The 26585-nt window shown below is 61.0% G+C and carries 23 protein-coding genes and 2 tRNA genes; 11 read left to right on the forward strand and 14 right to left on the reverse strand.

The window, feature by feature from the left end; translation table 11 throughout:
- Position 1 precedes the first annotated feature (1 nt).
- The 4 genes from nikC to NET03_RS01300 all read left to right on the forward strand — a co-directional run bounded on the left by nikC (position 2) and on the right by NET03_RS01300 (position 4658).
- Positions 2–913, forward strand: coding sequence for a nickel transporter permease (gene nikC, locus NET03_RS01285; RefSeq protein WP_252127079.1), 912 nt, complete (start codon positions 2–4; stop codon positions 911–913).
- A 20-nt stretch (positions 914–933) separates the two neighbouring features.
- Positions 934–2679, forward strand: coding sequence for an ABC transporter substrate-binding protein (locus NET03_RS01290; RefSeq protein ID WP_252127080.1), 1746 nt, complete (start codon positions 934–936; stop codon positions 2677–2679).
- Between the two features lie 82 nt (positions 2680–2761).
- The gene (locus NET03_RS01295; RefSeq protein WP_252127081.1) at positions 2762–3643 is read left to right on the forward strand and encodes a dimethylarginine dimethylaminohydrolase family protein; all 882 of its coding nucleotides are present in this window, start codon (positions 2762–2764) and stop codon (positions 3641–3643) included.
- Between the two features lie 10 nt (positions 3644–3653).
- Entirely contained in the window at positions 3654–4658 is a 1005-nt protein-coding gene (locus NET03_RS01300) for a methyltransferase (protein ID WP_252127082.1), read from the forward strand.
- On the opposite strand, the gene NET03_RS01305 is transcribed toward NET03_RS01300, so the two are convergent.
- Entirely contained in the window at positions 4655–5857 is a 1203-nt protein-coding gene (locus NET03_RS01305; protein ID WP_252127083.1) for an HAD-IIA family hydrolase, read from the reverse strand. The genes NET03_RS01300 and NET03_RS01305 overlap by 4 nt on opposite strands.
- Before the next feature lie 808 nt (positions 5858–6665).
- Here NET03_RS01305 and NET03_RS01310 point away from each other — a divergent pair.
- The 4 genes from NET03_RS01310 to NET03_RS01325 all read left to right on the forward strand — a co-directional run bounded on the left by NET03_RS01310 (position 6666) and on the right by NET03_RS01325 (position 10021).
- Positions 6666–7673 (forward strand): glycosyltransferase family 2 protein, encoded by a 1008-nt coding sequence (locus NET03_RS01310; protein WP_252127084.1) that lies wholly within the window; start codon positions 6666–6668, stop codon positions 7671–7673.
- A 1-nt stretch (position 7674) separates the two neighbouring features.
- On the forward strand, positions 7675–8586 hold the full coding sequence (locus tag NET03_RS01315; protein ID WP_252127085.1) for a class I SAM-dependent methyltransferase: 912 nt from the start codon (positions 7675–7677) through the stop codon (positions 8584–8586).
- A gap of 58 nt (positions 8587–8644) precedes the next feature.
- Positions 8645–8717, forward strand: a tRNA-Arg gene (locus tag NET03_RS01320).
- Between the two features lie 77 nt (positions 8718–8794).
- Positions 8795–10021 carry a competence/damage-inducible protein A gene (locus NET03_RS01325; protein ID WP_252127086.1) on the forward strand — a complete coding sequence of 409 codons (1227 nt, stop codon included), beginning with the start codon at positions 8795–8797 and terminating at the stop codon, positions 10019–10021.
- Here the strand turns inward: NET03_RS01325 and NET03_RS01330 are convergent.
- From NET03_RS01330 to NET03_RS01345, 4 genes are all read right to left on the reverse strand, one after another.
- On the reverse strand, positions 9936–11006 hold the full coding sequence (locus NET03_RS01330; RefSeq protein WP_252127087.1) for a glycosyltransferase: 1071 nt from the start codon (positions 11004–11006) through the stop codon (positions 9936–9938). The two genes, NET03_RS01325 and NET03_RS01330, sit on opposite strands and share 86 nt — an antisense overlap.
- Entirely contained in the window at positions 10933–11415 is a 483-nt protein-coding gene (gene ybeY, locus NET03_RS01335) for an rRNA maturation RNase YbeY (protein WP_252127088.1), read from the reverse strand. The genes NET03_RS01330 and ybeY overlap by 74 nt, the downstream gene beginning before the upstream one ends.
- Positions 11412–13496, reverse strand: coding sequence for an HD family phosphohydrolase (locus tag NET03_RS01340; RefSeq protein ID WP_252127089.1), 2085 nt, complete (start codon positions 13494–13496; stop codon positions 11412–11414). Before NET03_RS01340 ends, ybeY begins: the two co-directional genes overlap by 4 nt.
- A 124-nt stretch (positions 13497–13620) precedes the next feature.
- The gene (locus NET03_RS01345) at positions 13621–14082 is read right to left on the reverse strand and encodes a GatB/YqeY domain-containing protein (RefSeq protein WP_252127090.1); all 462 of its coding nucleotides are present in this window, start codon (positions 14080–14082) and stop codon (positions 13621–13623) included.
- Positions 14083–14538: 456 nt separating this feature from the next.
- Here NET03_RS01345 and NET03_RS01350 point away from each other — a divergent pair, with 456 nt between their 5' ends.
- Both NET03_RS01350 and NET03_RS01355 read left to right on the forward strand, forming a co-directional pair.
- A complete protein-coding gene (locus tag NET03_RS01350; RefSeq protein ID WP_252127091.1) occupies positions 14539–15357 on the forward strand; it encodes a hypothetical protein in 819 nt (272 codons plus the stop codon).
- 87 nt (positions 15358–15444) lie between these two features.
- Positions 15445–15518, forward strand: a tRNA-Glu gene (locus tag NET03_RS01355).
- Between the two features lie 31 nt (positions 15519–15549).
- Here the strand turns inward: NET03_RS01355 and NET03_RS01360 are convergent.
- The 8 genes from NET03_RS01360 to groES all read right to left on the reverse strand — a co-directional run bounded on the left by NET03_RS01360 (position 15550) and on the right by groES (position 24096).
- On the reverse strand, positions 15550–16101 hold the full coding sequence (locus NET03_RS01360) for a hypothetical protein (RefSeq protein ID WP_252127092.1): 552 nt from the start codon (positions 16099–16101) through the stop codon (positions 15550–15552).
- 338 nt (positions 16102–16439) lie between these two features.
- Positions 16440–17249 carry a class I SAM-dependent methyltransferase gene (locus tag NET03_RS01365; RefSeq protein WP_252127093.1) on the reverse strand — a complete coding sequence of 270 codons (810 nt, stop codon included), beginning with the start codon at positions 17247–17249 and terminating at the stop codon, positions 16440–16442.
- Positions 17239–18522 (reverse strand): SH3 domain-containing protein, encoded by a 1284-nt coding sequence (locus NET03_RS01370; RefSeq protein ID WP_252127094.1) that lies wholly within the window; start codon positions 18520–18522, stop codon positions 17239–17241. Before NET03_RS01370 ends, NET03_RS01365 begins: the two co-directional genes overlap by 11 nt.
- Positions 18519–19832, reverse strand: coding sequence for a hypothetical protein (locus NET03_RS01375; RefSeq protein WP_252127095.1), 1314 nt, complete (start codon positions 19830–19832; stop codon positions 18519–18521). Before NET03_RS01375 ends, NET03_RS01370 begins: the two co-directional genes overlap by 4 nt.
- Complete coding sequence (locus NET03_RS01380) at positions 19829–20767, reverse strand: lysylphosphatidylglycerol synthase transmembrane domain-containing protein (RefSeq protein ID WP_252127096.1); 939 nt, start codon at positions 20765–20767, stop codon at positions 19829–19831. Before NET03_RS01380 ends, NET03_RS01375 begins: the two co-directional genes overlap by 4 nt.
- The gene (locus tag NET03_RS01385) at positions 20764–21960 is read right to left on the reverse strand and encodes a glycosyltransferase family 4 protein (protein ID WP_252127097.1); all 1197 of its coding nucleotides are present in this window, start codon (positions 21958–21960) and stop codon (positions 20764–20766) included. Before NET03_RS01385 ends, NET03_RS01380 begins: the two co-directional genes overlap by 4 nt.
- Before the next feature lie 158 nt (positions 21961–22118).
- On the reverse strand, positions 22119–23741 hold the full coding sequence (gene groL / locus NET03_RS01390; protein WP_252127098.1) for a chaperonin GroEL: 1623 nt from the start codon (positions 23739–23741) through the stop codon (positions 22119–22121).
- A gap of 49 nt (positions 23742–23790) precedes the next feature.
- Positions 23791–24096 carry a co-chaperone GroES gene (gene groES / locus NET03_RS01395; RefSeq protein ID WP_252127099.1) on the reverse strand — a complete coding sequence of 102 codons (306 nt, stop codon included), beginning with the start codon at positions 24094–24096 and terminating at the stop codon, positions 23791–23793.
- A gap of 211 nt (positions 24097–24307) precedes the next feature.
- Here groES and NET03_RS01400 point away from each other — a divergent pair, with 211 nt between their 5' ends.
- Positions 24308–25480 (forward strand): pyridoxal phosphate-dependent aminotransferase, encoded by a 1173-nt coding sequence (locus NET03_RS01400; protein ID WP_252127100.1) that lies wholly within the window; start codon positions 24308–24310, stop codon positions 25478–25480.
- Here NET03_RS01400 and NET03_RS01405 read toward each other — a convergent pair.
- The gene (locus tag NET03_RS01405) at positions 25477–26292 is read right to left on the reverse strand and encodes a Nif3-like dinuclear metal center hexameric protein (RefSeq protein WP_252127101.1); all 816 of its coding nucleotides are present in this window, start codon (positions 26290–26292) and stop codon (positions 25477–25479) included. The genes NET03_RS01400 and NET03_RS01405 overlap by 4 nt on opposite strands.
- Positions 26293–26585: the final 293 nt, after the last annotated feature.

Raw genomic sequence — 26585 nt, forward strand, 5'->3', positions numbered from 1 at the left:
CATGGAGCGAACAGGTTACGCACCAACGACGCGAACGATCAGCACGTTGGCTGAGCGGCCGACTCGAACCCGCTCGCTTCTCGACAGTGTCCGCGACTTCCTCACCCAGAGTCCGCTTAATCTCGTAGGAGTTGTGCTCATCGCGCTGTTTCTCTTCCTCGTGGCATTTGGAAGCCTGCTCGCCCCACACGATCCGGTTCAGCCGAACGTCGCTGTCAAGCTCCAGCCACCATCGTCGACCTACTGGTTTGGTACCGACGAACTTGGTCGAGATGTTCTAAGCCGTGTCATGAGTGGGGCGAAGTACTCGTTAGGTGTCGCGTTTATCATCCTCTCGATCGCCGTCTTGGTTGGTACAGTGGTCGGCTTGATCGCTGGGTATGCGGGAGGCATCGTCGACGAGTTCCTGATGCGTGTGACTGATCTCTTTCTTGCGTTCCCCGCACTTGTCTTAGCGATGGCCATCGCTGCCACGCTCGGTCGCACTTTAGAGAACACTGTCATCGCACTGACGGCCGTTTACTGGCCATGGTACGCGCGGCTGGTGCGTGGCCAGGTACTCTGGCTCAAAGAGCGTGAGTTTGTCGAGGCCGCGCGCGCGATTGGAGCTTCGCCGTTCCGTATCCTGGGACGACACATCCTGCCCAATACGCTCGCGGTGGTGATTGTGCAACTCACACTCGATGTTGGGTACGCTGTCTTGGCGACCTCCGGACTTTCCTTTATTGGACTCGGCGCCCAACCGCCGACACCCGAGTGGGGTACGATGATCGCGGGAGCACGCACCTTCTTCCGTGAGGCATGGTGGTACATTACCTTCCCCGGTCTGGCACTGACCTTGACAGTGCTTGGTTTTAACTTGCTCGGCGATGGGTTGCGCGACTTCCTTGACCCACGGACACGACGACGGTGAGATGCGAGAGGAGGAGGACCATGGATTCGCGACGACCTGAAGACGCACTCGGTCTTTTGTTGGCAGCGAGAACGGGCCGGCTCACGCGCCGGCAAATCCTCAGTCGGGGTCTGCAGCTTGGACTCTCGACGCCCGCAATTCTCGCGCTACTCGCCGCATGTCAACGGGGCGGCGGGACGACAACGCCAACCGCAGCACCAGCAGGTGCCACACCACAAGCCGCGCAGACTCCCACCGCTGGGCGACGCGAATCGGAAAACCGCGAGTTCGTCGTACTCTTCTTCGGTGGTGTCCCAGACCTCGACCCACAGTCAGCCTATGACAATCAGGCCTCCGCACTCTTCCTTGCCTGCTACGAGATGCTGATTAAACTCAAGGGGGAATCAACCTTCGAGTATGAGCCCATGCTTGCTCGCGAGTGGTCACAGAACGAAAACTTCACGGAATTCACCTTTAAGCTCCCACCGAACGCTGTCTTCCATGACGGGTCTCCTTGCGATGCGGACGCCGTGAAGCGCTCATTCACCCGTTTCCTCAAGATGGGTCGCGGACCGGTCAACGTCATCTCGCGCTTCGTCGAGGACCCCGACGAACAGATTCAGGTCGTTGACCCTACGACGATCAAGTTCGTAATGGCCAAGCCACAACCGCTCTTTCTTGCCGCAATGGCCTCAGAATACGGCCCGTTGGTCGTCTCGCCCAAGGCCTGGGACGAGCACAAAACAGCAGGCGACGAGTTCGCTCATGACTGGTTTAGCCAAAACATTGTCGGTACTGGTCCCTACAAGCCGGTCGAACTGCTCCAACAGGAGCGGTTCGTCTTCGAGCGGTTTGATCAGTACCATGGGGAGCGACCGTTCTTCGATCGCATCATAGCACGCGTCGTTCCCGAGGACGCAACCCGCCGCCAGCTCATGGAGACCGGTGAGGCACATGGCTGCGCCTACATTAACCCGGAAGATCTGCTCGCCATGAAGCAGAATCCGAACCTTCAGGTCATCGAGTACGACACAACAGAGGTTGACTGGGTACGCATGAATTACGCGCTCCTCAACACCAAGGCACGCCAAGGGTTCTGCTATGCCTGGCCCTACCAGGAAGTGATCGAAAAGGTGCTTCGTGGTTTCGCCAGACCGATCAATGGGCCGATCGCCGACACCGTCATTGGCTACGATCCATCCATTCCGACCTACACGACCGACCTCCAAAGGGCCAAGCAGCTTCTCACCGAGGCCGGTATCAAGGAAGGTGATACGTTCACCTATATGTACTCGAGCGGCGACCAGACGGACGCGGCAATGGCGCAGCTCTTCCAGGCAAATCTCGCCCAGATCGGTATTCGGCTTGAGCTACAGCAGGTCGAGCGTGCCGCACTCTTGGAGCTCGCCTACGGCGACACGCCACCTGAGCAACGCCCGCACTTTATGTCCGGCGGCTGGTGGCCAGACTACAACGACTCGTGGAACCAGATCTATCCCAACTACCACTCCGACTCGGTCGGCTCAAAGGGCTCAAACGCGATGTTCTACCGCAACCCAGAGGTCGATCGGCTGATGAATCAGCTCAAAGACGCCGCGAGCGAAGATGAGATCCGTCGTCTCACAGGGCAAATCGTCAAGATCCTCACCTGGGACGACCCGGCAGCGATCTTCTACGCACAAATCCGGAAGGCGACCGTCCTCCAGAAGGACATCCGTGGGTTTGTTCCTAACCCGATCTACATCAACAGCTACAACTTCTGGGCAATGTGGCGCGAGGCCTTGTAACGGCTTTGTTCAACGGTTGGCCCGGTGGGCTACCGAGAGCCCACCGGGCTTCCCTTCGAAAGGACCCAACGAGGAGGCAGTGATGCCAGAGAGACGCCCCTGGGGTGGTCAGTCGATGGTCACACCGCTACGCCGGGTTCTCCTCGTTCGTCCGATTCCGCCTCGCGACCCCGAATGTTGGCAAGCCTTCGGCTACGCCCACCCAATTGACGCCGAGCGTGCCCGAGCCGAGCACGCTTCCTTTTGCCAACTCCTCGAACAGGAGGGCGTGGAGACGATCATCGTCGAGCCGGACGACCCGGCACTCCAGGATGCAATTTTTCCTTTCGATCCTGTCCTTCTTACGGATGCGGGCGCAATTCTGCTGCGCCTGGGCAAGGAACTCCGCAGACCAGAAGTCGCTTTCTTGGAACGCACCCTTGTTACTCTGGGTATTCCGATTCTCGGTCGGATCGAGCCGCCAGGCACAGTAGAAGGCGGCGACTGCCTATGGCTCGACGAGCAGACACTCGTCATCGGACGCAGCTATCGCACAAACGATGCTGGTATCGCCCAGCTGGATGAACTGCTTCGACCACTTGGCGTGCGAACGGTCGCCGTCGACCTTCCGCACTGGCATGGGCCCGGAGAATGCTTGCATTTGCTTTCGCTCCTCAGTCCAGTTGATCGAGACCTCGTTGTCGCGTATCCGCCACTGCTCCCCATTCGGCTCGTCGAGCTCCTGCAAGCGCAGAGGATGCAGATCATTCGAGTTCCCGATGAAGAGTTCCCGACGCAGGCACCTAATGTGCTCGCCATCGCTCCCCGCCGTTGTGTCATCCTACGGGAAAACCGGCGGACGATCGAAATGCTTCGTGAGGCCGGGTGTGTCGTCTACCCGTACGACGGTGGGGAGATCTCCCACAATCGTTCTGGGGGACCAACGTGTCTCACCCGTCCACTTCTCCGCACTGACGACCCTTAGGGGGGTCTCAATGCCGCCGACACAGGCCCAGCGCCGTATCCTCGAGTTCGCCCAAGGTTTTCGAATCTCTGCCCTTTTGATCACCTTCGCCGAATTGGGCCTCGCACGTCACCTTGCAGCGCGGCCGCTCTCGACTGCCGAACTCGCGCAAGCGGCCGGCGTGGACGCTCAAGCCCTTGCTCGCTTCCTTCGGGCAGCGACTGCACTCGATCTTGTGTCCGAGACCTCTCAGGGATGGCAGCTCTCCACCTTGGCCACCGAAACGCTCCTGCCTGATTCTCCACATTCCCTGGCACACTTCCTTGCCGCACAGGCTGCCTTCTACCGTCGATGGGGATTACTCACCGACGCAGTTCGTAGCGGTCGCGCTCCGGAAGCAAGCCGACGCGAAGAAGCACCAACGGAGTGGGTGCGCCACTTCACGCTCATGCTGTACGAGACTGCACGCACGGTTAGTGACGATGTTGCGGCAGCATTGGTGCCGCTCATCGAGGGAATCCAGCGACCGCGTGTGCTCGATCTCGGTGGTGGCCACGGCGAGTACGCGATGGCCCTTGCCCGGGCACATCCGACTCTCGAGGCAGTGGTCTTCGATCTTCCGCCTGTCACGGAGATCACAAGCGAACTCATTGCCCGGAGTGGGCTGACAGACCGAGTGAGCCCCCTTCCAGGTGACTTTTTCCGTGACCCAATTGGCCAGGGGTACAACCTGGTCCTCCTCTTCGGCGTTTTAAACAGCATGAACGAGGAGGAGGCACGCAGACTTCTGAGCCTCGTCTACCAAGCACTTGCTCCAGGTGGATGGCTCGCAATCCGCGCTACTCCACCTCACCCAACTCCCGAAGCCCGCCTCCAGCATGCGTTGCTCGACCTCCAGATGCTCCTCGCTACCGAACACGGCCATCATCCAACAGCCGCAGAGCTGGAACGCTGGCTCCACGAAACCGGCTTCACCGATCAGCAATGGCGTTCCGTTCCCGAGGGCAACGTTACGCTGCTCCTGGCACGACGCTAAGCAAACGACGCCAGCGCCGACCAGACCCACCGCGCGCACGGAGAGGGCAGAAGTGCCTCCAACCGATCGACCGGATGCCAGCGTGCATCTCCCGACAGTGTGACTGCATTCGTCTGCGCGAGGAACGCGGGCCCGGCTAACCGGACGAGCGCACCGTCCCGATCCGTCACCAGCATGACCTCCGGCTCCGAGACGAGCGCCGCAAGGTCAAAGCGTCGTGCCTCACCAGGGAGCACTTGCCTGAGAACACGCGAAGCAGCTTCCTCGAACGTCTCCAGTGGCTCGAGTATCGTCCACGGTAATGACCACGCGCCTCCAGCTGGCACCAGTGCAAGTCGTTCCCTTATCTCATCGACAAGTAGGAGCACCACTCCAGGGACCACCCGCTCGGGCCAAGGATCCGGCGCGCTCGATCCCATACGAAGTTCCGGGGGCTGCTTGAGGAGCTCCGCGAGCGACCGAACGACTGCATCTGGTCGTCGTAAGTCTCGAGCCGCTGGCAAGTCCGGAACTGTCTCAGCCACAAGCACCGCTGGAAGACCGGCGCGATGTGCTCCCAGGATATCGCTGTCGATTCGATCGCCGACAACAAGAGCTTTCGAACCAGGCGGGAGTGTCCGCAGCGCGAGCTGAAACATCAACGGCTCCGGTTTCCCAACAACAAAAGGGCGCTGTCCGGTGGCGAGCCGAATCGCGCACACCACTGCCCCAGTCGCTGGAACGGTTCCGAACGGCATGGGATAGGACGGGTCAGCATTCGTGGCGATAAACCGTGCACCGTGCTGAACGAGCAGACATCCTTGCACAACATCGAGGAAACGGAGCTCCTCATCAGCTCCCACAACCACCGCATCGGGAACACCATCACGCGTGACGGTGATGCCCGCTCGCTGGAGTTCCTCGGCAAGGCCGCGACTTCCGACGACAAAGGCACTCTGCACACCCAGCTGCGGCAGTAACTGGGCAGACGCCCAACCGCAGGTCACGATCTCCTCAGCGCATGTCTCAACACCAAGTCGCTGTAGCCGAGCGGCAAGTTCCTCGCGCGTGGGTCGTGGATCATTGGTGAGAAAACGGAGATGCTTCCCGGCGTTACGCCATTCGGCGAGCGCTTGGCGCACACCCGGTAGGAGCTCGTGCCCGACGTACACCACCCCGTCGAGGTCGAGCAACCAGGCATCGAAGTCTGTTGCACGCATGACGTCCCCCTTCGCTCCGCTGCACCAGTATGCCGATGAGGCATGTGCCTATGTGGCATTGCGTCCCCCTCTGCGAGGAGACACCTGCGCCCCGCAGGAACCGACTTTAGCGCACTCTACCTGACAATCCACCAACCATGGTGCCCGCATCGCAGCGTGCTTGAACGCCTCTCCCGTAGGACCTAGCCCCACCCAGATGTCCCGCAGCGTCGGAAGCATCCGGCACTTGCTACGAGCAATAGGTAAGTCTCCTTTCCTTCTGCCGAGCACTTCGCACCGAGCTCGCAGCGCCTTTGCCACGAGGATCCTCGCACCACGGCCATGTTGGTACCGTCCTTTACAGTGTCACAGCCTCGCGTACGACATCACATCTGTTCGGACCAGACACGACCTCGTCATGGCTCAATACCCCCGCGGACACGCTCGTTCGTGGCTCGACGGCCGGGAGCAGCACCAGCCACACGACCGTTGAACCGACCAGGAGAGTAGTGCAGGCTGCTCACACTCCGGCAGGCGGTTCACTCGTGCAACAAGGTCAGCACGCCACCGTTGGACCGCACGACGTGCCGTCCGAAACTTCTCCAGCATGATCCGAGCGAACCACGACGTCCGCGTCCCAACGCCGATGGTCGTCAAGGACTGCGTGCTTGCCACACCACCTTTCCTGAGCCTGAGTTGGCTGCATGGTTTCACACCAAGAGCGATGCGCCGTGCGGCCCGAGAGATACCCCCAGACACATTCCGTCATGCTAGTCAGTTCGGCCCGCTGTCAGCTACTATCAGGGAAGCCGGGAAGGGGACAGGGGCGATGACGGTTCCGGCGACAAACCAAGCGACTCTGCTGTCTACTTCGGAGCCGGAGAAGCAGAAGACGGGCGCGGTTGAACTCTCAATCGTTGTTCCCGTGTACGACGAGGCAGCGAGCCTTCCCGAACTCTACCGCGAGCTGTGCGAGACGCTCGCAGGCGTACCGTATCGAAGCGAACTTATCTTTGTCGATGACGGCAGCACTGATGGATCGCCCGATGTGTTGCGAAGGTTCTTCACTTCAGATCCTCGTGTGCAGGTCATCGAGTTCCGCCGCAACTTCGGCAAGTCGGCTGCCCTCGCCGCAGGCTTCCGTGCCGCCCAGGGAGCAATCATCGTAACGCTCGATGCCGACCTGCAGGATGATCCCCGGGAGATTCCTCGGCTACTCGCTGCGCTCGAACAAGCCGACCTTGTCAGCGGCTGGAAGTCGCCACGACGGGACCCGTGGACGAAACGTCTTCCTTCCTGGATCTTCAATACCACCATCCGGTTCCTCACCGGCGTGCGGCTACATGACGTGAACTGCGGCTTGAAAGCATACCGCGCTGAGGTGGTACGCGAACTCCCACTCTATGGGGAACTCCACCGTTTCATCCCAATCCTCGCCCACGCTCGCGGGTTTCGCGTCATGGAACTACCCGTTGCTCATCGCCCTCGCCGCTATGGCCGTTCCAAATATGGCCTAGCGCGGTTCGCACGAGGATTGTTCGATCTGCTGACCGTGCTGTTCCTCACCCAATATAGTCCTCGGCCGCTCCACCTCTTCGGCTGGTTTGGCCTCGGGGCACTTGGCCTAGGCACAGCCATCAACGCATACCTCTCTGTGCAATGGTTCCTCGGGAACCCTATCGGGCATCGCCCGCTCCTCACACTTGGCGTCCTCCTGATGACGCTCGGCGCGCAGTTCTTTCTTACCGGACTTCTCGCCGAACTCATCACCCACACCGCTCCCCGGCAGGACTACAGCATACGCCGCCATCTCCGGCACAACGACGATGAGCAGTGACATGACTCTACTCGAACCCGTCTCCTGCGGGCTGTGCGGAGCTGACGACGCCGAGCCGCTCCGCTGGTTGGACGATCTTCGCTACGGGACCCTTCCTTCTCCCGTACAACTCGTCATTTGCCGACACTGCGGCTTCCGCTATCTGACACCGCAACCGCGACCCGGCACCGAAACTCGCTTCTACCCGAATGAGTACGACCCATATCGACGCCGGGGAACCACTGCCTGGGCACGTCGTTTTGCGCTCCGACTGGAGATCCGGCGACTCTGGCCGTATCTTGCCCCCCCACGCCGGATCCTCGAGATCGGCTGCGCGACGGGTGAACTCCTGCAACTCATCCGTGAGACAGGGAATCCGCGCGTCCTCGGTATCGAACCCGATGCCGAAGCAGCCCAGCTGGCGCGGGCACGCGGGCTTGACGTGATTGAAGGGACACTCGACCACATCCTCATTCCAGGCCCGGCCTTCGACACGGTTCTCCTCCAACACGTTCTCGAACATCTGACGGAACCGCAGCGTGCGTTAAGGAGGATCGCGGCACTCCTCCGCCCGGGTGGAACTGTCATCACTTGGCTCCCAAATGGCGACTCGTGGGCGGCCGCTGTTTTGGGCGAGGCCTGGATGGGCTATGACCCTCCTAGACATCGAAGTGTCTTCACCCTCGAAACGCTGCACCGCGCATTTGCAGCGGCAGGCTTCACAATTGTCGATGAATACCACGAGTGGCACGGATTGGAATGGGCATGGGGCTTGCGGCTTCTTGCGCGGGCACGGGGATGGAGAAGAGCGGACCGTCTTCTCACTCGGCTGCATTTCGTGCTCATTCTCGCAACCACGCCCATCGGTATCATAGCGAGCCGAGCCCGCCGGTCGGGGCGTATTCGCATCATCGCACGGAGGCAACTGGCTTAGCTGCCGGGCCGACTAGCCGGGAGGAGCCGTTGTCTGCTACACTAGTTGGCGGGCGTGGGCCCTCGTAGCTCAAGGGATAGAGCGCTTGGCTTCGAACCAAGAGGTTGGGGGTTCGAATCCCTCCGAGGGTACGGTCGAGCGAGCAGGGTGATTTCCTGCTCGCTCGTTGTTTGGTGTGCCGCAGAATCGCTAGAGGAGCTCCGAAACAATGGAAGCCGTCGTCCTCTCAGTTGGCACTGAATTGGTTGATGGGCACTTGACAGACACCAATGCGACGTTCCTTGCCCAGGAACTCGCTGCACTTGGCGTCCCCTTACTCTGGAGTAGCCAAGTCGGCGACAACCTGGACCTTCTGGTGCGCATTCTGCGCCGGGCCTGGGACGATGCACGGATTATCGTCACAACCGGCGGTATCGGTCCGACCGAGGACGATCTCACTCGCGAAGCAATCGCCACGCTTCTCGACGAGCCGCTTTCCATCGATCCGGAGCTCGTCGAGCGTATCCGCTCCTTCTTCGCGGCTCGCGGGCTACCAATGCCGGAACGCAATGTCAAGCAGGCGTACCGTATCCCTTCGTGTGAACCGCTTCCCAATCCGATTGGCACCGCACCTGGTTGGTTCGTGCGACGCGAGGGGCGCATGATTGTCTCCATGCCTGGTGTTCCCCGCGAGATGACGCGAATGTGGCGCGAACAAGTGCTCCCCCGCTTGGTACCGCAGCTCGGCGGTGGTGTGATTCGGTTCCGCACGCTCAAGACGATTGGCCTTGGTGAATCACTGGTCGAGGAACGATTGCGTGACCTTATCGAACGCAGCGTGCCGCGCCTTGCAACGTACGCAAAGGATGACGGCGTCCACGTGCGCATTACCGCGCAGGCGAGTGACGTGGCTACGGCACGGGCTCTCCTGGACGATACCGAGCGAGAGGTGCGGGCACGCCTTGGTATTCGCGTCTATGGCACTGACGAGACGACACTGGGCGCAGCAATTCTCACTCCGCTGGCGACAGTCGGCTGGACGCTCGCGCTGGTCGAGCAGGGCAGTGCTGGACGTCTGGTTTCTCTCCTCGCTGAAGAGCCTCTAGCGACCACGCTCTTACGCCATGCGACCGTGCTCACCTCTATCCCGAACACGGGGGCAGCGCGTGTGGAAACAGCGCATGCCCTGGCCGAAGAGGCGCGAATTGTGACAAGCACAAACTGTTCCTTTGCGGTCGTGCTCCAGATTGATTCCAGGGAACCGCTTGACCGGTGTCGTGGTGAGGCCGCCTTCGTCAGTATCACGCCTGTCACGACACGGGACCGCACGCACGAGCTCGTCGCCCATCCCCAGGAAATCCGCCGACGTGTCACGCTCTGGGCTGCGGAGTTCTTACGGCTATCACTCTTGGAGGCGACGCAACGGATTCTGGGATCGAGCGCCACGTCCGCCTAAGACCATAGTGGCGCCAGCGCCACCATAACCCGACCGGATACCCGATCTGCTTTGCAAGATCCCCGACTAGCCGCACAATTGGAATGAGAAACGCTGCCCGCATGATCCAGCTCATGGGAAACTCCGCTCTTCGTCGCCAGAGACGGCGATAGGGGCGCCGGAGATAGACTGCAGCACCGGCAATGGCAAGCGCGACGAGCAGCCAGCGTCGCACCCATGCGACGAGCGGCAGAAAGACGAGATAGGTCGCGTACCGCACAGCATGACGCGCTGTAAACAGCCCTGCTTTCCCATCGCCTCGCGCGTAGCGGAAGTACTGCACGGCAAAGGCATGGAGCGACGGGCGAGGTCGATAGAAAACGAGTGCCCGCGGCTCAAAGGTGAAGCGCGCACCTGCCCGAAGGAGCCGCAGATCAAACACGACGTCCTCACAATAGTCGAGCCACTCAGGATAGCGAATTCCTGCCAGGACGAGACTCCGGCGAAACGCCACCGAGCGACTGGATGGTAAGAAGCGAACAGGATCGATCTCGTCGGCATCCGGCAACGTCGTCACGGCCAGAGCAAGCTCAGTCGGCGTCTGCGGGGCACCACGGAAAAAACCGCTAACCACATCTGGCGCAGTGTCGTACGCAAATGGCGCAATTAAGCGCTCGAGCCAATCCGCCGCCAGCACCACACCTCCGTCGGTCACCGCGACGATATCGCCCCGTGCCTCAGCAAGCGCCAAATTACGGCCGTGGGCGATCGTCGAACCGGGCGCCTCTAGGATGCGCAGCGGAAGACGCTCCTGCCACGCACGCAAGACGTCGACCGTCGTATCGCTCGATCCCCCATCGACGACGATCACTTCGTCAGCCGGGCGAGTCTGCCGCTCCAGTGAAGCAAGCAATCCTGGCAAGGACTCAGCCTCATCCTTCACCGTGAGCACTACGCTGACGCGGAACTGGTTCCCAGCTTCCAGGTTCTTCACCTTCGAACGCACGCAGCAGTTCCTCCTGACGCGCGAACATCCGCGACCGATCCGGCTCACTCAGATCATCGTAGCCGATGAGATGAAGGAAGCCATGGAGGACGAGGAAGGCGATTTCGCGACCGACCGAATGACCGACCTCAGCGGCCTGCAGCGCCGCAGTCTCGGCCGACACGGCGATATCGCCCAAGTACGGCGGGTCGCCTGGGAAGCTCAGCACATCGGTCGGCCCAGGAATACCCTGGAATCGCTCGTGGAGTTCGGCGATCTCATCGTCGCGACAGATCCAAACTCCAACTTCGCCAGTCACGCCCTCTCGCTCGGCTGCAAAGCGCAGCAAGCGCGCTAACCGCCGCACCGCCACCGGCCGGTTGAGTCCCTCGCTTAGGCGAATGCCGACCCGAAGCGATTTCCTCTTCATGCTTCAGCTGCCGCTCGCTCGTCGATCACCGGCGTGACAGGCTCACGCGGTGGTTCAGGGTATTCGATCCGAGGATGGTAGACACCTTCGAGCATGGACAGGAAGACACGGCGGATCTCACTGATCTGCCGGAGCGTGAGGTCGGCCTCGTCGAGCTGACCATCTTCGAGCCGATCCCGGATGATCCGATCGACGATCTCTGCCAGACGATTGGAAACACACTGCGGATCTCCTGGCTCATAGAGTTTTCCAGCCTGCGCAGCCGCCCGCACGGCTGCCTCCACGCTGTCGGCGAGCAGCACGACCGCCGCTTCCTTCGACTGTGGACGCGGTCCTGGGTACCGGAAGTCCCGCTCATCGACCGGCAGCCCACGCTCCTGCGCCTTAACATAGAAATACTTAATTAAAGTTGTGCCATGGTGCTGCTGCACAATATCGACGATCGGCTTAGGCAGTCGCGCACGCTTCGCCAGTTTCACACCTTCGGTCACATGTTCCTTGATCAGCCGAGCACTCGTCTGAGGGTCAAGCGCCTCGTGGACGTTCATGCGGTTGGTCTGATTCTCGACGTAAAGCTCGGGATGGAGAACCTTGCCAATGTCGTGATAAAGGCAGGCGACACGAGCAAGGAGCGGATCAGCTCCCACCACTTCGGCCGCTGCCTCCGCCAAATTTCCGACGACGAGACTATGGTGGTACGTCCCTGGTGCTTCGCGAGCCAATCGTGCCAAGAGTGGCTGGGTCGGATGCGCCAACTCAAGGAGCTGCAAATGAGTTGTAATCCCGAGGAGTCGCCCGAGCAGACTGAAAGAGAGGAAGCAGAGGCTCGCCGAAAGCACCCCATTGATCCCACTCTGCAGCACCACGTTCCCCGCCAGCGAGATATCAACTGGCTGTCGACCGAGCGCGAGTAAGCCCGCCAATGCGGTCGCTGCTGTCGATACTGCGACCGCGAGCCCACTCCAGAGGAACGTCATGGTTCGTTCAGCACGCCAGACAACTGCCGCTCCGGCGAGACTTCCAAATCCAGCGACGAGCGTCGTGACAAGCGAAAAGCCGTCGAGTATGCCGAGCGCCAACGCGAGGAACCAGCTCGCCAGCGTCGCAGTCCGGAAATCCAGCAAGACAGCGAGGAGCATCACCGTCCCAGCAACAGGAAAAGCATATCGGAGCTCCGGGACCGGAACGACTAAGCGGCCTGCCAACAGCGTGACCACGACCAAACCGACAATAAGTAGGAGTTGCCGCGACTGGCGTGTATGCTGGGTCGAGCGGTAGAGAGCGAGCACAAACGCCGCCGCCCACAGACCAAGTAGAGCCAGCATGCCAAGGAACTCCGGCCACGACTGCCGCGGGGAGAGTAGGCCAAAGAACTCGAGCTTCTCGAGCGCCTCGGGAGTGACTGGATCGCCATCGCGCACGATCACCTGCCCCTCTTGCACGGTCACCATGATCGGCGCAACGGCCTGTGCCGCCGCTTCACGGGCAGCGCGTGTCGCTTGCTCATCCACTCGGACATTCGGCCGGACAAAGGACCGAACGAGGACAACGACCAACCGGCGTTCCACCGCATTTAAGGAGAGTGACACCCTTTCAGGTAGCTGTTCCTTGACCTGAGCGACATTGTCGGAGCGAACTTCTTCCGCCAGCACTGTCGCCAAGACTCGGCGAGCCTCTGCTTCGATCCGCCCCCAACTCGCGTCGGACAAGCTGACGAGCAGTTGCGCGTCCTCTGGGCTCAGCCCTTCAAGCGCAGCTTGCGCCTGCTGCGTCGTGGCAACCAGGTCAGTACTTCGTTGGCTACGGATGTTCTCAAGCTGCGTCAAGACACGGTTCAGCGCCTCGAGCTGTGCCGCTTCCACCGAGGGGTCACGCACAAGGACAACGTTCCGTGCGTCGTCGTAAGCCTCCCGCCGTGCTTGCTGCGTGAGAAGCTGCGACTCAAACGTTGCCGTGTACGGAGCCTTGATCGTGCGGTCAGCGATCTGCCCTGGTCGGAAGTTGACGCCGCTTGCCTCCCAAGCTCCATACACGAGGGCGACTAACGGGAGCCACAGGGTCAACGCGACAGTGATCCACAACAACCACTCGCGTACCCGAGAAGGCCGCATCCTCAGCGGAGACTGTGTGCGTTCTGCTAGGCGCTGGAAGAACGAACGCACTGCCGCTCGTCACCTCGCTCGTACGAGCAGCTCCACCCGTGGCTCAGCGACCGGCGACCTCGGCGAGTGCCCGTTGCGCTGCTTCCGCGATCGCACGCCCCTCGGCACGCGGGCCCACTCGCTCGCGCAGCACCGGCATCACCCGTCCCATATCACGTGGACCAGTGGCACCGACCTCCTGAACCACGGCCCGCGCCAGTTCGAGAAGCTCTTCCGGCGAGAGTTGCTGCGGAAGATACGATTCAAGAACGCGGATCTGCGCTTCCTCCCGCTCGACCAGGTCCTGTCTGCCTCCTTGGGCGAACTGCTCGATTGCTTCACGCCGCATCTTGATCTGGCGGCGAATCACTTCGATGATTTCGTCATCGGTCAACGGACGACCCCGCTCGATCTCGCGGTTTTTGATCTCGGCACGGAGAAAGCGAATCACTTCGCGCTTCGTGACATCTCCCGATCGTACCGCATCTTGCAGATCGGCGAGGAGCCGTTCGGCGAGTGCGCTCACACCTGCCCTCTCATCCAACCGAAGAAAACTACAATTCGCTGCCCCACGTCGAGGAGCAGTCACATCGGTTAGGTTTCCGGCGGAGTATAGTGGAGCAACACGATCTCTGTCAAATCGCACGGTAAGCTGACGAACTCGTTCAGCAACAGGGATCCCGCGTGGTTCTCCGTTCCCGCGTGTCAGTCGTCTGCTGCGCTCATCGGCTTTGCCGATCTCGGAACTCTGCGAGTCCATGACCGACAGACATATCAAAAGTTCGTCGTAGCAGTTCCCACTACCTGGCAGTTGTGCAGTGAACACCGATGCAGTCACACAGGTAAACTACTCTTGCGGCTGAAGCTGGACCGTCCAGATAGCGTATCTGGGCTTGGAAATGAACATTACCCGGGCAACGTCTCAATTTCTGTGGCAACATCGACGCACTTTTTACGAAACTGATGGGAGAGGGCGATTGGTATGCAATGGCTGCGCCGCACATTCTGGGGTCTGCTCCTCTTGAACGCAATCCTCTTACTAAGCGGAACGATCGACGCGGTGGTCGCGATGAGTTTGGTTGCAGCGATCGAACTGGCTGCAGCTGGGGTTGCGCTCATGCTTGGCTGGCAAGCTTTTCGACAGGCACGCAACACGAATGACCAGAGCAAATTGCTGACCATTCTCACCACATTGGTACCGCAACACATTGCCCGGTTCATCGTATTGGAAATCTCTATGCTTTGGACGTTGGCACGATGGATTGGCCGGCGGCGGCCGGATCCGAAACGCTCATTTTCGTATGCCAGGCGCTCATTGTTCGGTGCTCTCACGGTTTTCGTGCTTTTGACTGCTCCCGCAGAGATCTTGCTTGTCCACCTACTCTTGCCCTGGGATTGGATCCGCTGGCTCGCGATCGGTCTCTCGCTTTACGGGCTACTCTGGCTGGTGGCGTTGTGGGCTGCTGAGCGAGTATGGCCTCATCAGGTGGTGGGTGACGTGCTGGTTCTTCGTTGGCTTTTTCTTCACGAGATTCGGTTGCCGCTCGCGTCGATTCAACAGGTCATGATTGAGCCGGCTGCGCCACCAAAGGGACGTGATGGACTCATCCTCGACGACGAGCGTGCCTTCCTCGCCGTCGGCGGCCGCACAGATATCTCTCTCACCCTGACCCAACCAGCAGTCGGCCTCCGTTACCTGACCCCGACGAGGCCATTCCGATCGATCTGTGTGGCCGTCGACGATCCCGAGCGCCTGCAGCGAGTGCTCTCCCAAACGCCCAGCGTGCCTCACACTAATTGAAGAACAAGAGAAACCGTCCGTGATGTTCTCCGCATTGCGAACCTGGACAGCAATACCTGGGAACTGCTATACTCTGTGCGGTGCCGCGGCGCATTCGTCTAGCGGCCAAGGACACCGCCCTCTCAAGGCGGAGATCACGGGTTCGAATCCCGTATGCGCCACGTAGTGATGCCCCGCGTGAGCGGGGCGTTTCTATTCCATCACCTCGATCCGGTCGCCGAGGAGTAACGGTTGCTCTACCTCGTGTCCGGCGTCATCGCTGAAGCGAAGCATCGTCCGCGGTCGACCCCAGACAACAACCCTTACTCCCTCGCGTACGAGGCTCGTATCGACCGGGATCCGGTACGTTGGAAACATCACGACGATCGCTCGCCACTCATCAGGTCCCGATCCGAAATGCACCTTGATTTGTACAAAAACCAACTCGTTCTGCTCTACCACTGTCCAGACCGTGCCGCGATAGCGCAGTGGGACGTCCGCGTAGGCCGTAAGATCCCGATAGAGTTCTCGGACGTCAACGTCGTCGCGGTATGCTGCTGGATCGGAGACTGGTGTCACCACCTCCGGCGGTCCAAACACCGAAAAGGTCCCACGGTCACTCCCCGGCAATGGGAAGGACAACGATTCGTCATACTGCGGCGTTGGGCTTGCCGGGATACGCAGACTCACCGGTCCACCCAGTGGTTGGGCAGCGAGGCAACCGGTGCAAACCACCGCGAGGATTAGGGAAATAGTAAACCGCACCGGCGCTCTCCTTTCGCTGCGAGATTCCGCCACCACGAGTGTACGCTACGCGACCTGGTTTTGCTTCCGAGGACTCATGAGCCCACTACCCGACCTGTTCGCCCTGGGGCGGCTGCACATCGATGAAACGGTTGCGCTTCGCGTCACCGTGGCTGAATCGAACGAAACCAGGTCTACCCTCCGACGCTTGCGGTTCCAACTCTTCGAGGGTTCGGTCTGGACGATATTCCGAGTAACGCTGCTCTTCGTTCCCACAGTGCACCAGAGAGCAGCACTCCAACCCAACAACTCGCGCCCTTGCACCACACAACTCGACGATCCTGCTCGGGACAATACCGTCAGCGCCCAACCCGTAGCACGGCGACAACCTCGAGGTGAGGACGCAGCCACACCGGCAGACACGAGACCGGCAGCGTTTGGGCGAGCCGCCGCAGCAATCGCGAAGGAATCTTCCGAAGCTGAGCAGGTGTCAGCCCCGGTTGCGCTACGAAGCAGGCAGTGAAGCCGTGGCGCGCAAAAACCGCCCGAAGTTCTCCTGGAGACAAGAGCGACGGATGCCAGAAGGGGTAGTCATCGAGTCCGACGAGACGATAGTAGGCTTCTGCGAGCGGCCGGTTCGGTGTCTTCACAAGGTACTGCCCACCCTCACGCAGCACGCGCGCTACCTCAGCCAGGTGTTCGTCAACATCATCGACGTGCTCGATGAGATCGGCCGCCAGAACAATATCGAAGCTCCGGTCATGGAACGGAAGGCGTTCGGCCTCAGCGAGGACAAGACTTGCCGGTGTCTGCCGCTGGCGTGCCTCCACGAGCGCAGTGCGTGCAAGATCGAGTCCTACGAGTTCAAAAAATCCCCGCGCCGCCAACTCACGAAGCAGCGCACCGCCTCCGCAACCGAGCTCGAGGATCCGCACCGTACGCGGCAATCGATCGAGGACACGGAGTAAACCCAGCGGCGGATTGTACGAGCCATACGTGTTCGCCCACCCAGGATACAGCCGGTCGACTCCCTCGTAGAACCGCCGCCGCAGTTGACGGCTCGGACGCTCACGGCGATACCGCGCGCTGCAGGAACGACAAAGAAAACTTCTCCCTGTAAAGCATGCGCCGCAGAGGACACACTCACGATGGGAACGCTCAACGACCACGGCTCCTCCAGCTCCACCCAACGAGCAGAGCGATGCTTGCCAGGATCAGTGCATAGACAGCCACAAGCGGCGGATCGTTCAGGAATAGCCGAATGGCCCGCCCCACTCCAGCTTGGAACACCGTCGCCATGGGAACATCGTCGAGATAGCGCGCGTTGAAGACCACTCCACCCCAGATGCCTGGATCGTCTTGACTCCTCAGCGGAAGGTTTCCCGGCGGTCGCACCATTGACCAGTGCACCACAAGTGGGCGCTCCCCGGACTCGATCACGAAACGGAGATAGGTGTCGCGCGTCGGCCGGATCGGTGGAAACCGTACTTCGAGCGTGTTCTGCACCCCTGACCACCGTCCTGAATCGAGTGATACTTCGGCCAGCACCACTGGCGCGTAGCTCGGACGAAAGACGAGTTCTCCCGTGGATGGATTACCCCAGAGTGTCACAGCGTGGCCAGGAGCAGAGCCAACGGCTTCAACAGTGAAGCGGTACTCAACACGGTAGGAATCAGGTACCGGTGCGAAACGAAAAGTGACGTGGCTCTCGTCGCTTAGCGCACGGACGTCGAGGTGTGCCTCGCGGAGCAACTCCCCATCGCCGGCACGGTAAAGACGCAACACGAGCAGACCGGTGTTCTCGCGGGTTGGCGGAGGAAGCTCCGCGAAGAGCGCGCGATCAATGTACCCGATGCGACCGTCTGGCAAGCGGACACGGATCCATCCTTCGCGGCTTCCGATCACCTCGACTGCGCCCCCGCCTGGGAGGGCTGCAAGTTCTCGGCCAGCGATGGGGGCTTCACGCACGATGGCCGAAACATCCGTTCGTAAACGGCCGGTACCTCGACCGATATCCGCACCATACGTCCCCACGCGAACGGTGATCCCGTCGAGATACGGGTACCGTGAAAGAAATACTTGTCCCACGAGCCGCCCCGGGAGGAGTTCGCCAAGCCAACCCTGCGACTCTGGCCATGCATAGAAGTCGGTGTCCGGATAGCGCGGATCGTGTTCGGGCGCGTAGAACACACGGAGGACACCACCCCCACCGAGCGAGGGTCGCTCTTCAGGGCCGAAACTGGACGGAAGGTTTATTCTGAGCTCAACTGCGGCGAGACCATCGGCTGGGGAGTAGAACGGTTGCTCCAGTCGCGTGCGCACTGTCACCGTGCTTGTCGACTCCGGCAAACTCGGGACGAGTGCCAGAGGGGTACGACAAGCCGCCAGTGACGTGGCCAGGATGCAGAGGACGCAGAGAGAACCCCACCTTCCGATCCTCATCGCTCCCGTCCCGCCAGCTCCATCTCTTTGCTCGTCATCTCGCGCATCATGCCTATCTGCTCTCGCAGCACAAGCCACCCGATCCACAATGTCACCCCGGCGAACATTGCACGCAGCACCGGCTGCCAGACGGAAGCAGGAACCAATGCTGCTGCAACAAGTTGTGGATCGGGCAGAGCAGACACAAAATCGTCTCCAAGCGGTGAGAGCAACGCAGTCGTCGCCGCTGCACCCCAGCGCGTTAACCAAACAAGAAAGAGCCCTGCCTGCAGAAGAGCGAGTAGGCGGCCCGACAGTTGACGCGCCAGTACCGGCACCGCGAACGGTAGCGCCCAGATCACATACTGTGGATGAAACGGCGTTAGAGCAACAACCCCACAAAGCGTGGCACCAGCCGCCGCTTGGTACGCAGTCCAGCCACGCGGGGCTACAGTGAACCACCAGCAGAGGAATACGGTATAGGCCAACGGGAAGAGCGGAAGTGGTACATCCTCACTGACCGGAAGGGAAAGCGCTACCAGATACCGGACATGTGGGTAATCCCCTAACAGGGTGAGTGTTGGGCTGGTACCGCTCCAGACAACGACGAAGAGATCGAGGACAATCCAGCTGCCAACAACCGCCACACCACCAAGCGCGACGCTGCGCCACGAGCGCCGAAACGCCACCAGATACACGGGGAGTAAAAACACTGGAAAGAACCGCGCCCCCGCCGCCAGGGCGCTGCACGCAAAACCAGTCCAGCGAAAGCCACGCCGGGCAATGAGCGCACCACCAAGCAGCAACGCCACCCAGACACTATCGTGCCGACCGAACACTGCACTGGTATAGATGACGATTGGATTAAGCCACCAGAGTGCCAACGCCCAACGGCGCTGCTTCACTGGCATGTCACGGCTTAGAAGCCATCCCACCACGGCATCGGCGGCCACATAGGGAAGCTTGAGTAACACGAGTGCACGTGCCAAATACGGATAAGCGAGGAAACGGGCGAGATCGTGCGGTTGGGCGCCAATCCCAGCCACCCCTGCCGTGACAGACCAAATGTCATCGCTATCCGGCAAGAGCGAAACGACAAGAAACAACCACCCGTCATGGAACAGCTGTGCAATGAGCTGAGAACTCCAGGCAAACCACGCTCCCATTGTGATCGCCACATGGGCACGCGAGTAGATCTGGTAGAGATCGCTATGCAGCGTTATCGGCAAAAGGACGAGCCGAATCGCTAAACCGACGCCCCAAATGCTAGCAAGGATCGGATCGGGCGGAACCAGAATTCGCGAGACAAGGGCACCGGCCAGACTCTTCACAGCACGTACCTCCGCACGAACGAACTCGCAACGCCAACAATTGCAAGACCGGCGAGTGCTGCAAGCCGCTGCCAGGTGAGTACCGCAACAACACCGACTGCACCCAAACCAAGCGCTGTGGCCAGTACTACGCCGGTCGCCTCTCGGATCCCCAACCCACCAGGAACCGGCGCCAAGAGACCGAGAATACCCGGTAGCCCCAACAAGACAAGGAGTGCCGCTACGGGAAGGTGGAGGCCGGTGGCCCATGTCAAGATCGCAAGCAGTACAAACTCCGCACCCCACCGTCCAACCGTCGCGATCCAGACGACGGGATCGCGCCACAGCGTTCGCACCACTCGGTAGCCCTGCCGTACGCTCGTCACAACCAATCGGCTTCCCCACCGGAGGCCCGCTAGTGCTGCGACAGCAAGACCAAACGCTGTCGCCCCAAAGACGACGAACCATCCTTGCGTGTCGTTCGGGAGGTTAACCGTCAGCACCCTTACTGGCACGCCAAGTGCGACGAGGCCTGTGAAACCGAGGAATAGCAATACCGCCGAGTCAAGCGCATGCTCAATCAGTACGGTGGGAACAGAACTCGTCGCCTGAATGCCGAGCCATCGCTTGGTAGCCACCACTTTCGCTGGCGCCCAACCAAACGCAGGGAGCGCATAGTTCGCCACTGAGGCCGCCACCGTGACGCGCACTGCGTCCAAGATCGAGACCCGCTCCTCGGAAATCTCCAGCAACCGCCGCCATCGCCACGCGTGGAAAACGGGCGGTAGACACCCGACCATCATCGCTGGGAGGAGGACAACGGGGGACACGGTGGTGAGTGCCGTGAACAACTGACGCGGTCCGAGACGCCAGATGACAACTGCCACCAGCGTAACACCGACCAGAAGCCGCCAACTACGCTGAAGAGTCCTTCGCCGGCGAGCGGTCTGGGTCATACGCATTCCTCCCCCCGCTCCCCTGAATGCCTGCGCGACAACTCCTGGAGCAACGGCCGAAGACAGGAAGCTCGGGCACGGTCAGACGCCACTGCTTCATAGCGGGTACGTGCGGCTACAGCCAGCGCCGCACGACGCTCCGGTATTCGGAGCTCGCGCAGGGCGTCGGCAAGAGCATCGGGGTCCGCTGGGGGCACGAGTCGTGCGATCTCCTCGCCACCAGCCAGCCAGCGTATCGCTGGGCTGTCGCGCGTTACGATCGCCGCGCCCATTGCCATCGCCTGGTAAACCTTATTCGGTACGACGCGCGCCGCTTTGGCGGTCGCGCCAAAGATTCCCAGCACCACATCAGCCCACGCGATCCAGTCGGCGAGCTCCGCCTCGGAAACCCACTGCACGAACTCGACCGCACGGAGGCCAAGTGCCGCGGCGCGCTGCCTGACGGCCGATTCGAATTGCCCTGTGCCGATCATGACCAGCGAGATTGGCTCACCAGCACGTTCGAGTCGATGCAGCGCATCCACAATCGTCTCCGCGCCATGCAAGGGGCTATATGTCCCATAGAAGAGAACGCGGAGACGTTCCGGCGCGTCGTCTCGTGCCCCAACTGCGGCGCGCCGCTGCACTCGGAAAAGTGATTCGTCCGCCCCGACTGGCAGAATCACAAACCGCTCAAGGGAGACCCCAGACAATGCCGCCCAATAGGTGGCCTGTTGTGGTGTATCCGCAAGAATGTGATCAGCAGTCCGCAACGCCTGTCGATCCAACAACCGCAACACACGAGCTCGCCAGGATCCTGGGGCAACCAGCCGACGATCTTCAACAAAGGTTTCGGTCAGCGTCACGAGCGGATCGAAAACGATCCGACGACAAGCGCGACGAAGAAGTGGAGCCCAGAATGCGACATCCCACTGCCCGGGATACCCGAAAAGGACAGCGTCTGCCCAAACCAGGGGGCGCGGGACAGCGAGCGCAAGTTGAAGTTCACCACGGAGGACTCGGATGCCTAGACGTGCCAGAGCTCCGACGTCACGCGAGGGCTGTAAGCGATCTCCAAGATCGTCGAGCACACGGATGCGAAGCTCGCGCAGTTCTGCTCCTGCTGTACTGAATGCTGCGGCGGTCGTGCGGTTGCGCGAATAGTGCGCGTCAAAAAGACCGAAGCGAAGAACTCGTGGCGGCCGTGCGAACATTCCCGATCTTTTCCCTGCCTTTGCCATACCGGTCGTTTCGCGGACGTGACGCCGTCACGCTGCCAGGAGTGTAACCGCCAGGTAGGGGAAGCGGGTGAAAAGGAAAAACCGGGTGCGCTCGCGCGCACCCGGTTTTTCGCCGGAACTTGCTGACGGGATTAGTACTCCATGCTCGGCGTTGGCGCCTTCTCCTTCTCCGGCTTCTCGGTAATCAATGCCTCGGTCGTTAGAATCATCGCCGCCACCGAGGCCGCATTCTCAACCGCCGAGCGGGTCACCTTCACCGGATCGATGACACCCCACTCGAGGAGGTCGCCGTACTCCTCGCGGATGACATCGTACCCGATGTTCGGATTGTTCTGCTCCTTCTGCAGGCGCCGCACCGTCTCGATGACGACCGAGCCATCAAGCCCAGCGTTCTCGACAATGCCACGCAGCGGCTCTTCGAGTGCCCGCTTGACGATCAAGACACCGGTCTTGATGTCACCCTCAGCCTGGACATCGTCCAGCGCCGAAATCGCGTTCAGCAGAGCTACACCGCCACCTGGGACGATTCCCTCTTCGACCGCTGCGCGGGTCGCACTCAGCGCGTCCTCGACGCGGTGCTTCTTCTCCTTCAGCTCTACCTCGGTGGCAGCGCCAACCTTGATGACCGCTACGCCACCAGCGAGCTTGGCCAACCGCTCCTGCAGCTTCTCGCGGTCGAAGTCGCTGGTCGTCTGCTCGATCTGGGCCTTGATCTGCTCGATGCGCGCCTTGATGTCTTCCTCCCGGCCATACCCTTCGACGAACGTCGTCTTGTCCTTGGTCGCAACGACGCGGCGGGCACGACCGAGATCCTCCAGGCGCGCAGTCTCGAGCTTACGCCCAAGCTCCTCAGAGATGACCGTGCCTCCAGTAAGGATTGCTATGTCGCGCAGCATCTCCTTCCGGCGGTCACCAAAGCCTGGCGCCTTGACTGCCAGAGCATTGAGCGTTCCGCGGAGCTTGTTGACCACGAGCGTGGCCAGCGCCTCGCCCTCAACATCCTCGGCGATGATCACGAAGTTCTTGCTGACCTGGAGCACCTTCTCCAGGACAGGCAAGATGTCAGAGACGGCCGAGACCTTCTTGTCCGTGATCAGGATGAACGGCTCCTCGACCACGGCCTCCATTCGCTCTGGGTTGGTCACGAAGTACGGGGAGATATAGCCGCGGTCGATCTCCATCCCTTCGGTGTACTCAACCTCGAAGGCCAGGCCCTTGGACTCCTCAACGGTGATGACGCCGTCCTTACCAACCTTCTCCATCACCTCGGCGATCAGGTTCCCAATCTCTGGGTCAGCCGCCGAGATCGTCGCCACGTGCGCAATATCCTCGCGCCCGCGGACCTCCTTCGCCATCGACTTGAGCCGCTCCACGACTGCCTTGGTCGCCAGCTCGATCCCCCGCTTGAGCAGCATCGGGTTGGCACCCGCAGCGACGTTGCGGAGCCCTTCATGAACGATCGCCTGCGCCAACACGGTCGCCGTGGTTGTCCCGTCACCGGCGACGTCGTTGGTCTTCGTCGCCGCCTCCTTCAGGAGCTGCGCACCCATATTGGCGAACGGATCCTCGAGCTCGATCTCCTTGGCGACCGTCACACCGTCATGGCTGACCGTCGGAGCGCCGTACTTCTTGTCTAGCGCGACGTTGCGCCCCTTGGGCCCCAAAGTCGTCTTCACCGCGTTGGCCAGAATGTCAACGCCTTCTTTCAAGGACTGCCGAGCCTGCTCATGGAAGCGGATCATTTTCGCCGGCATCGTTTCCCTCCCGTCTCCGATTTAGGTCCGCACCACACGCCATCGAGCATTATTCAGTGAGAATAGCCAAAATGTCCTTCTCACTGAGGATCAGATATTCCTCTTCGTCGATCTTAAGCTCCGTACCCGCATACTTGGCGAACAGCACCTCGTCGCCGACCTTGACCTCCATCGGCAGACGTTTGCCGTCATCCGTCATGCGGCCCGGGCCCACCGCGACAACCTGGCCGCGCTGCGGTTTCTCCTTGGCCGTATCGGGAAGCACGATCCCGCTCTTCGTCACCTCTTCACGCTGGATCGGCTTCACCACGACCCGGTCACCCAACGGTCGGATCTTCGTCGCTGTCGCCGTCATGACCGTCCCTCCCTCATATAGCAATCTCCCTAGCCAGTCGGTTAGCACTCACCGGTGGAGAGTGCTAACCGACATGTATCCTACTCAGCGCGCCACAAGTTTTCAAGGGTCCAGTATCGACTCTTTGCGCTGAGTCATGTCAGGACGGTAAACGCCTTCACAGGGCATAATCGCCATCAAAGCGGATCGTTCCTGCTGGAGAGGAGGAACCGTGCTCCAGTATCATCTCGCTGAGCGCGTCCGCCAACTCCGCCCATCGCCGACGCTCGCCGTCAGTGATCGCGCGCGCGCTCTTCGCCAACAGGGTATCGATGTCATCGATCTCGGTGGTGGTGATCCCGACTTCCCGACTCCCCGTCATATCTGCCAGGCCGCGGCTGACGCGATGTTCCGCGGTGAGACGCACTATGTGGCAAGCGCGGGTATTCCAGAACTCCGCCGCGCGATTGCGCGCAAGCTGGCGACTGAAAACGGGATCCAGGTGAGTCCCGACGAGATCATTGTCACACCGGGCGGCAAAGCCGCGCTCTTCGTCTCCATCCTGGCCCTCGTCGGCCCAGGTGATGACGTGGTGATGTTCGACCCGGGTTGGGTCTCGTACGAGCCGATGGTCGTCATGGCTGGCGCTCGCTGTCTCCACGTTCCCCTGCAGCCTGCCGAGAATTACCGGATTACTCGCGACACAATCGAGGCAGTCCTCACGCCGCAGACGCGTCTCCTCATCGTCAACAGCCCGAACAACCCTACCGGCCGCGTCCTGACCCGGGAAGAAGCGCAGGCGATCGTCGCGGTCGCTCAGGAACGTGATCTCCTCGTCATCTCCGACGAGATCTACGAGAAGATCATCTATGACGGACGAGAGCACTTCAGCCTCGCCGCTTTCCCGGGTATGGCTGAGCGGACGCTCACCGTGAACGGCTTCTCCAAGGCCTACGCGATGACCGGCTGGCGTCTCGGTTACGTCGCCGGTCCTGGACCACTCATCCGCCAGATTATGAAGGTTCACAGCCACTCCGCGACTTGTGCAACTTCATTCGCCCAGTGGGGCGGCGTTGCCGCACTCGAGGGGCCACAAGATGTAATCACTGAGATGGTCGCTGCGTGGGACCGACGCCGTCGTTTCGTCACCGAGCGACTCAACGCAATCCCCGGCTTCCGCTGTCCGTTGCCAGAAGGCGCCTTCTACGCTTTTCCGGATGTTAGTGGTACCGGATACTCTGGCCAGGAAGTGGCCCAAAAGCTGATCGAGGAAGCACACGTTGGTGTGACTCCCGGTGATGCTTTCGGTGAGTCCGGCGCGACTTGTATCCGTTTGAGCTTCGCGACAGCGGACGATCTGCTCGAGCGCGCACTCGAGCGCATCGCGCGGGTCTTTGGCGGCTAGATTCCGAGGCGGACGACTTCGAGGCCACGGCGCTCGAGCTCGGCGAGATAGGGCGCCATCCCAACGCGGTCTCCGGCAACATGACCGACAACGATGACCGTGCCGGATCCGGTGGCCCGAAGTCGCTCCGCCTCCTCTGGTGCAAGGTGCAGGTAGATCACTGTGTCGACGCCGTGCGCGAAATAGGCCTGCGCCACGGAGGCACCGCCATTCGTGCCCGCCCCATGCACGACCGCGATACGCTTTGCTGGACGATCGATCGTGCCGACCGGCACCATGATCTGTGTCGCCGCCTCGGCAATCTCTGGAAGCGTTCGAAGCGCCTCGATGACATCCTGAACAGTGAGGTCCCGACCGAGTTCGAGCTGATATCGCTCGATCGCCTCAACCATCGCACGGCGCCCGATCTCGTCCAACGGGAGATGCAGGTTCAGGAACGGCAGCCGGAGCAAACGCGCCGTTGCGGGAACTTGGTCGTAGTTGGCGGTTTGCGCCCGCAAGACCGCACGGTTCACCAGCGGTTGTAACGCTGCCTTGGCCGCGTCCGGCGTAACCCCGTGCTCGACCATGAACTCCACATGTCGGGCCAGCACCTCTGGGAAGCGCAACACTGCACGCCCACCCGCCGGGTGATGGGCCAGTACCCCGTCACAGCCAAGCTCGCGTGCCAAGAGGAGTTCGGCGACACCAACATCGAGGGCAACAAGGAGTCGCCGGATCTGTTCGCCGGGCACGTACACCTCACTGTCCGGGGGAAGCTTCCGGAAGCCCGCCATCTCAAGGGCAATCGACACCAGCTCATCTGTACTCATCCCAACCATCTCTTCCCCCTCTCTCCTGGATTCTCGCACACTTACCCCTTCTCGCCACCTGCTGGCAGCGCTCACGGTCCGTCGTCTTCTTCGACCTCGTGTCGTGAGCGCTGGGCAGACTCGAACACAGCCAGCGCGAGCAGGGTACCGTCCAGCCAAAGCCGCAATGCGCAGAACCCCCTTCTCAGTGCCAGTTCATCCCTCGCACCTGGCAAAGCGGAATGCCGAGTACTGTGGAAAGTAGACACCTCCAACCATCCCTGACGGATTGGCTCGCCCTGCGAGCGTAGACG

The organism is Thermomicrobium sp. CFH 73360 (assembly GCF_023806465.1).
Taxonomy (GTDB): Bacteria; Chloroflexota; Chloroflexia; order Thermomicrobiales; family Thermomicrobiaceae; genus Thermomicrobium.

What these genes read in the sequence shown, in the direction of transcription:
- nikC (WP_252127079.1), top strand. Translation starts at nt 2, where the DNA reads ATGGAGCGAACAGGTTACGCACCAACGACGCGAACGATCAGCACGTTG.
- NET03_RS01290 (WP_252127080.1), top strand. Translation starts at nt 934, where the DNA reads ATGGATTCGCGACGACCTGAAGACGCACTCGGTCTTTTGTTGGCAGCG.
- NET03_RS01295 (WP_252127081.1), top strand. Translation starts at nt 2,762, where the DNA reads ATGCCAGAGAGACGCCCCTGGGGTGGTCAGTCGATGGTCACACCGCTA.
- NET03_RS01300 (WP_252127082.1), top strand. Translation starts at nt 3,654, where the DNA reads ATGCCGCCGACACAGGCCCAGCGCCGTATCCTCGAGTTCGCCCAAGGT.
- NET03_RS01305 (WP_252127083.1), bottom strand. Translation starts at nt 5,857, where the DNA reads ATGCGTGCAACAGACTTCGATGCCTGGTTGCTCGACCTCGACGGGGTG.
- NET03_RS01310 (WP_252127084.1), top strand. Translation starts at nt 6,666, where the DNA reads ATGACGGTTCCGGCGACAAACCAAGCGACTCTGCTGTCTACTTCGGAG.
- NET03_RS01315 (WP_252127085.1), top strand. Translation starts at nt 7,675, where the DNA reads ATGACTCTACTCGAACCCGTCTCCTGCGGGCTGTGCGGAGCTGACGAC.
- NET03_RS01325 (WP_252127086.1), top strand. Translation starts at nt 8,795, where the DNA reads ATGGAAGCCGTCGTCCTCTCAGTTGGCACTGAATTGGTTGATGGGCAC.
- ybeY (WP_252127088.1), bottom strand. Translation starts at nt 11,415, where the DNA reads ATGAAGAGGAAATCGCTTCGGGTCGGCATTCGCCTAAGCGAGGGACTC.
- NET03_RS01350 (WP_252127091.1), top strand. Translation starts at nt 14,539, where the DNA reads ATGCAATGGCTGCGCCGCACATTCTGGGGTCTGCTCCTCTTGAACGCA.
- NET03_RS01370 (WP_252127094.1), bottom strand. Translation starts at nt 18,522, where the DNA reads ATGAGGATCGGAAGGTGGGGTTCTCTCTGCGTCCTCTGCATCCTGGCC.
- NET03_RS01380 (WP_252127096.1), bottom strand. Translation starts at nt 20,767, where the DNA reads ATGACCCAGACCGCTCGCCGGCGAAGGACTCTTCAGCGTAGTTGGCGG.
- NET03_RS01385 (WP_252127097.1), bottom strand. Translation starts at nt 21,960, where the DNA reads ATGTTCGCACGGCCGCCACGAGTTCTTCGCTTCGGTCTTTTTGACGCG.
- groL (WP_252127098.1), bottom strand. Translation starts at nt 23,741, where the DNA reads ATGCCGGCGAAAATGATCCGCTTCCATGAGCAGGCTCGGCAGTCCTTG.
- groES (WP_252127099.1), bottom strand. Translation starts at nt 24,096, where the DNA reads ATGACGGCGACAGCGACGAAGATCCGACCGTTGGGTGACCGGGTCGTG.
- NET03_RS01405 (WP_252127101.1), bottom strand. Translation starts at nt 26,292, where the DNA reads ATGAGTACAGATGAGCTGGTGTCGATTGCCCTTGAGATGGCGGGCTTC.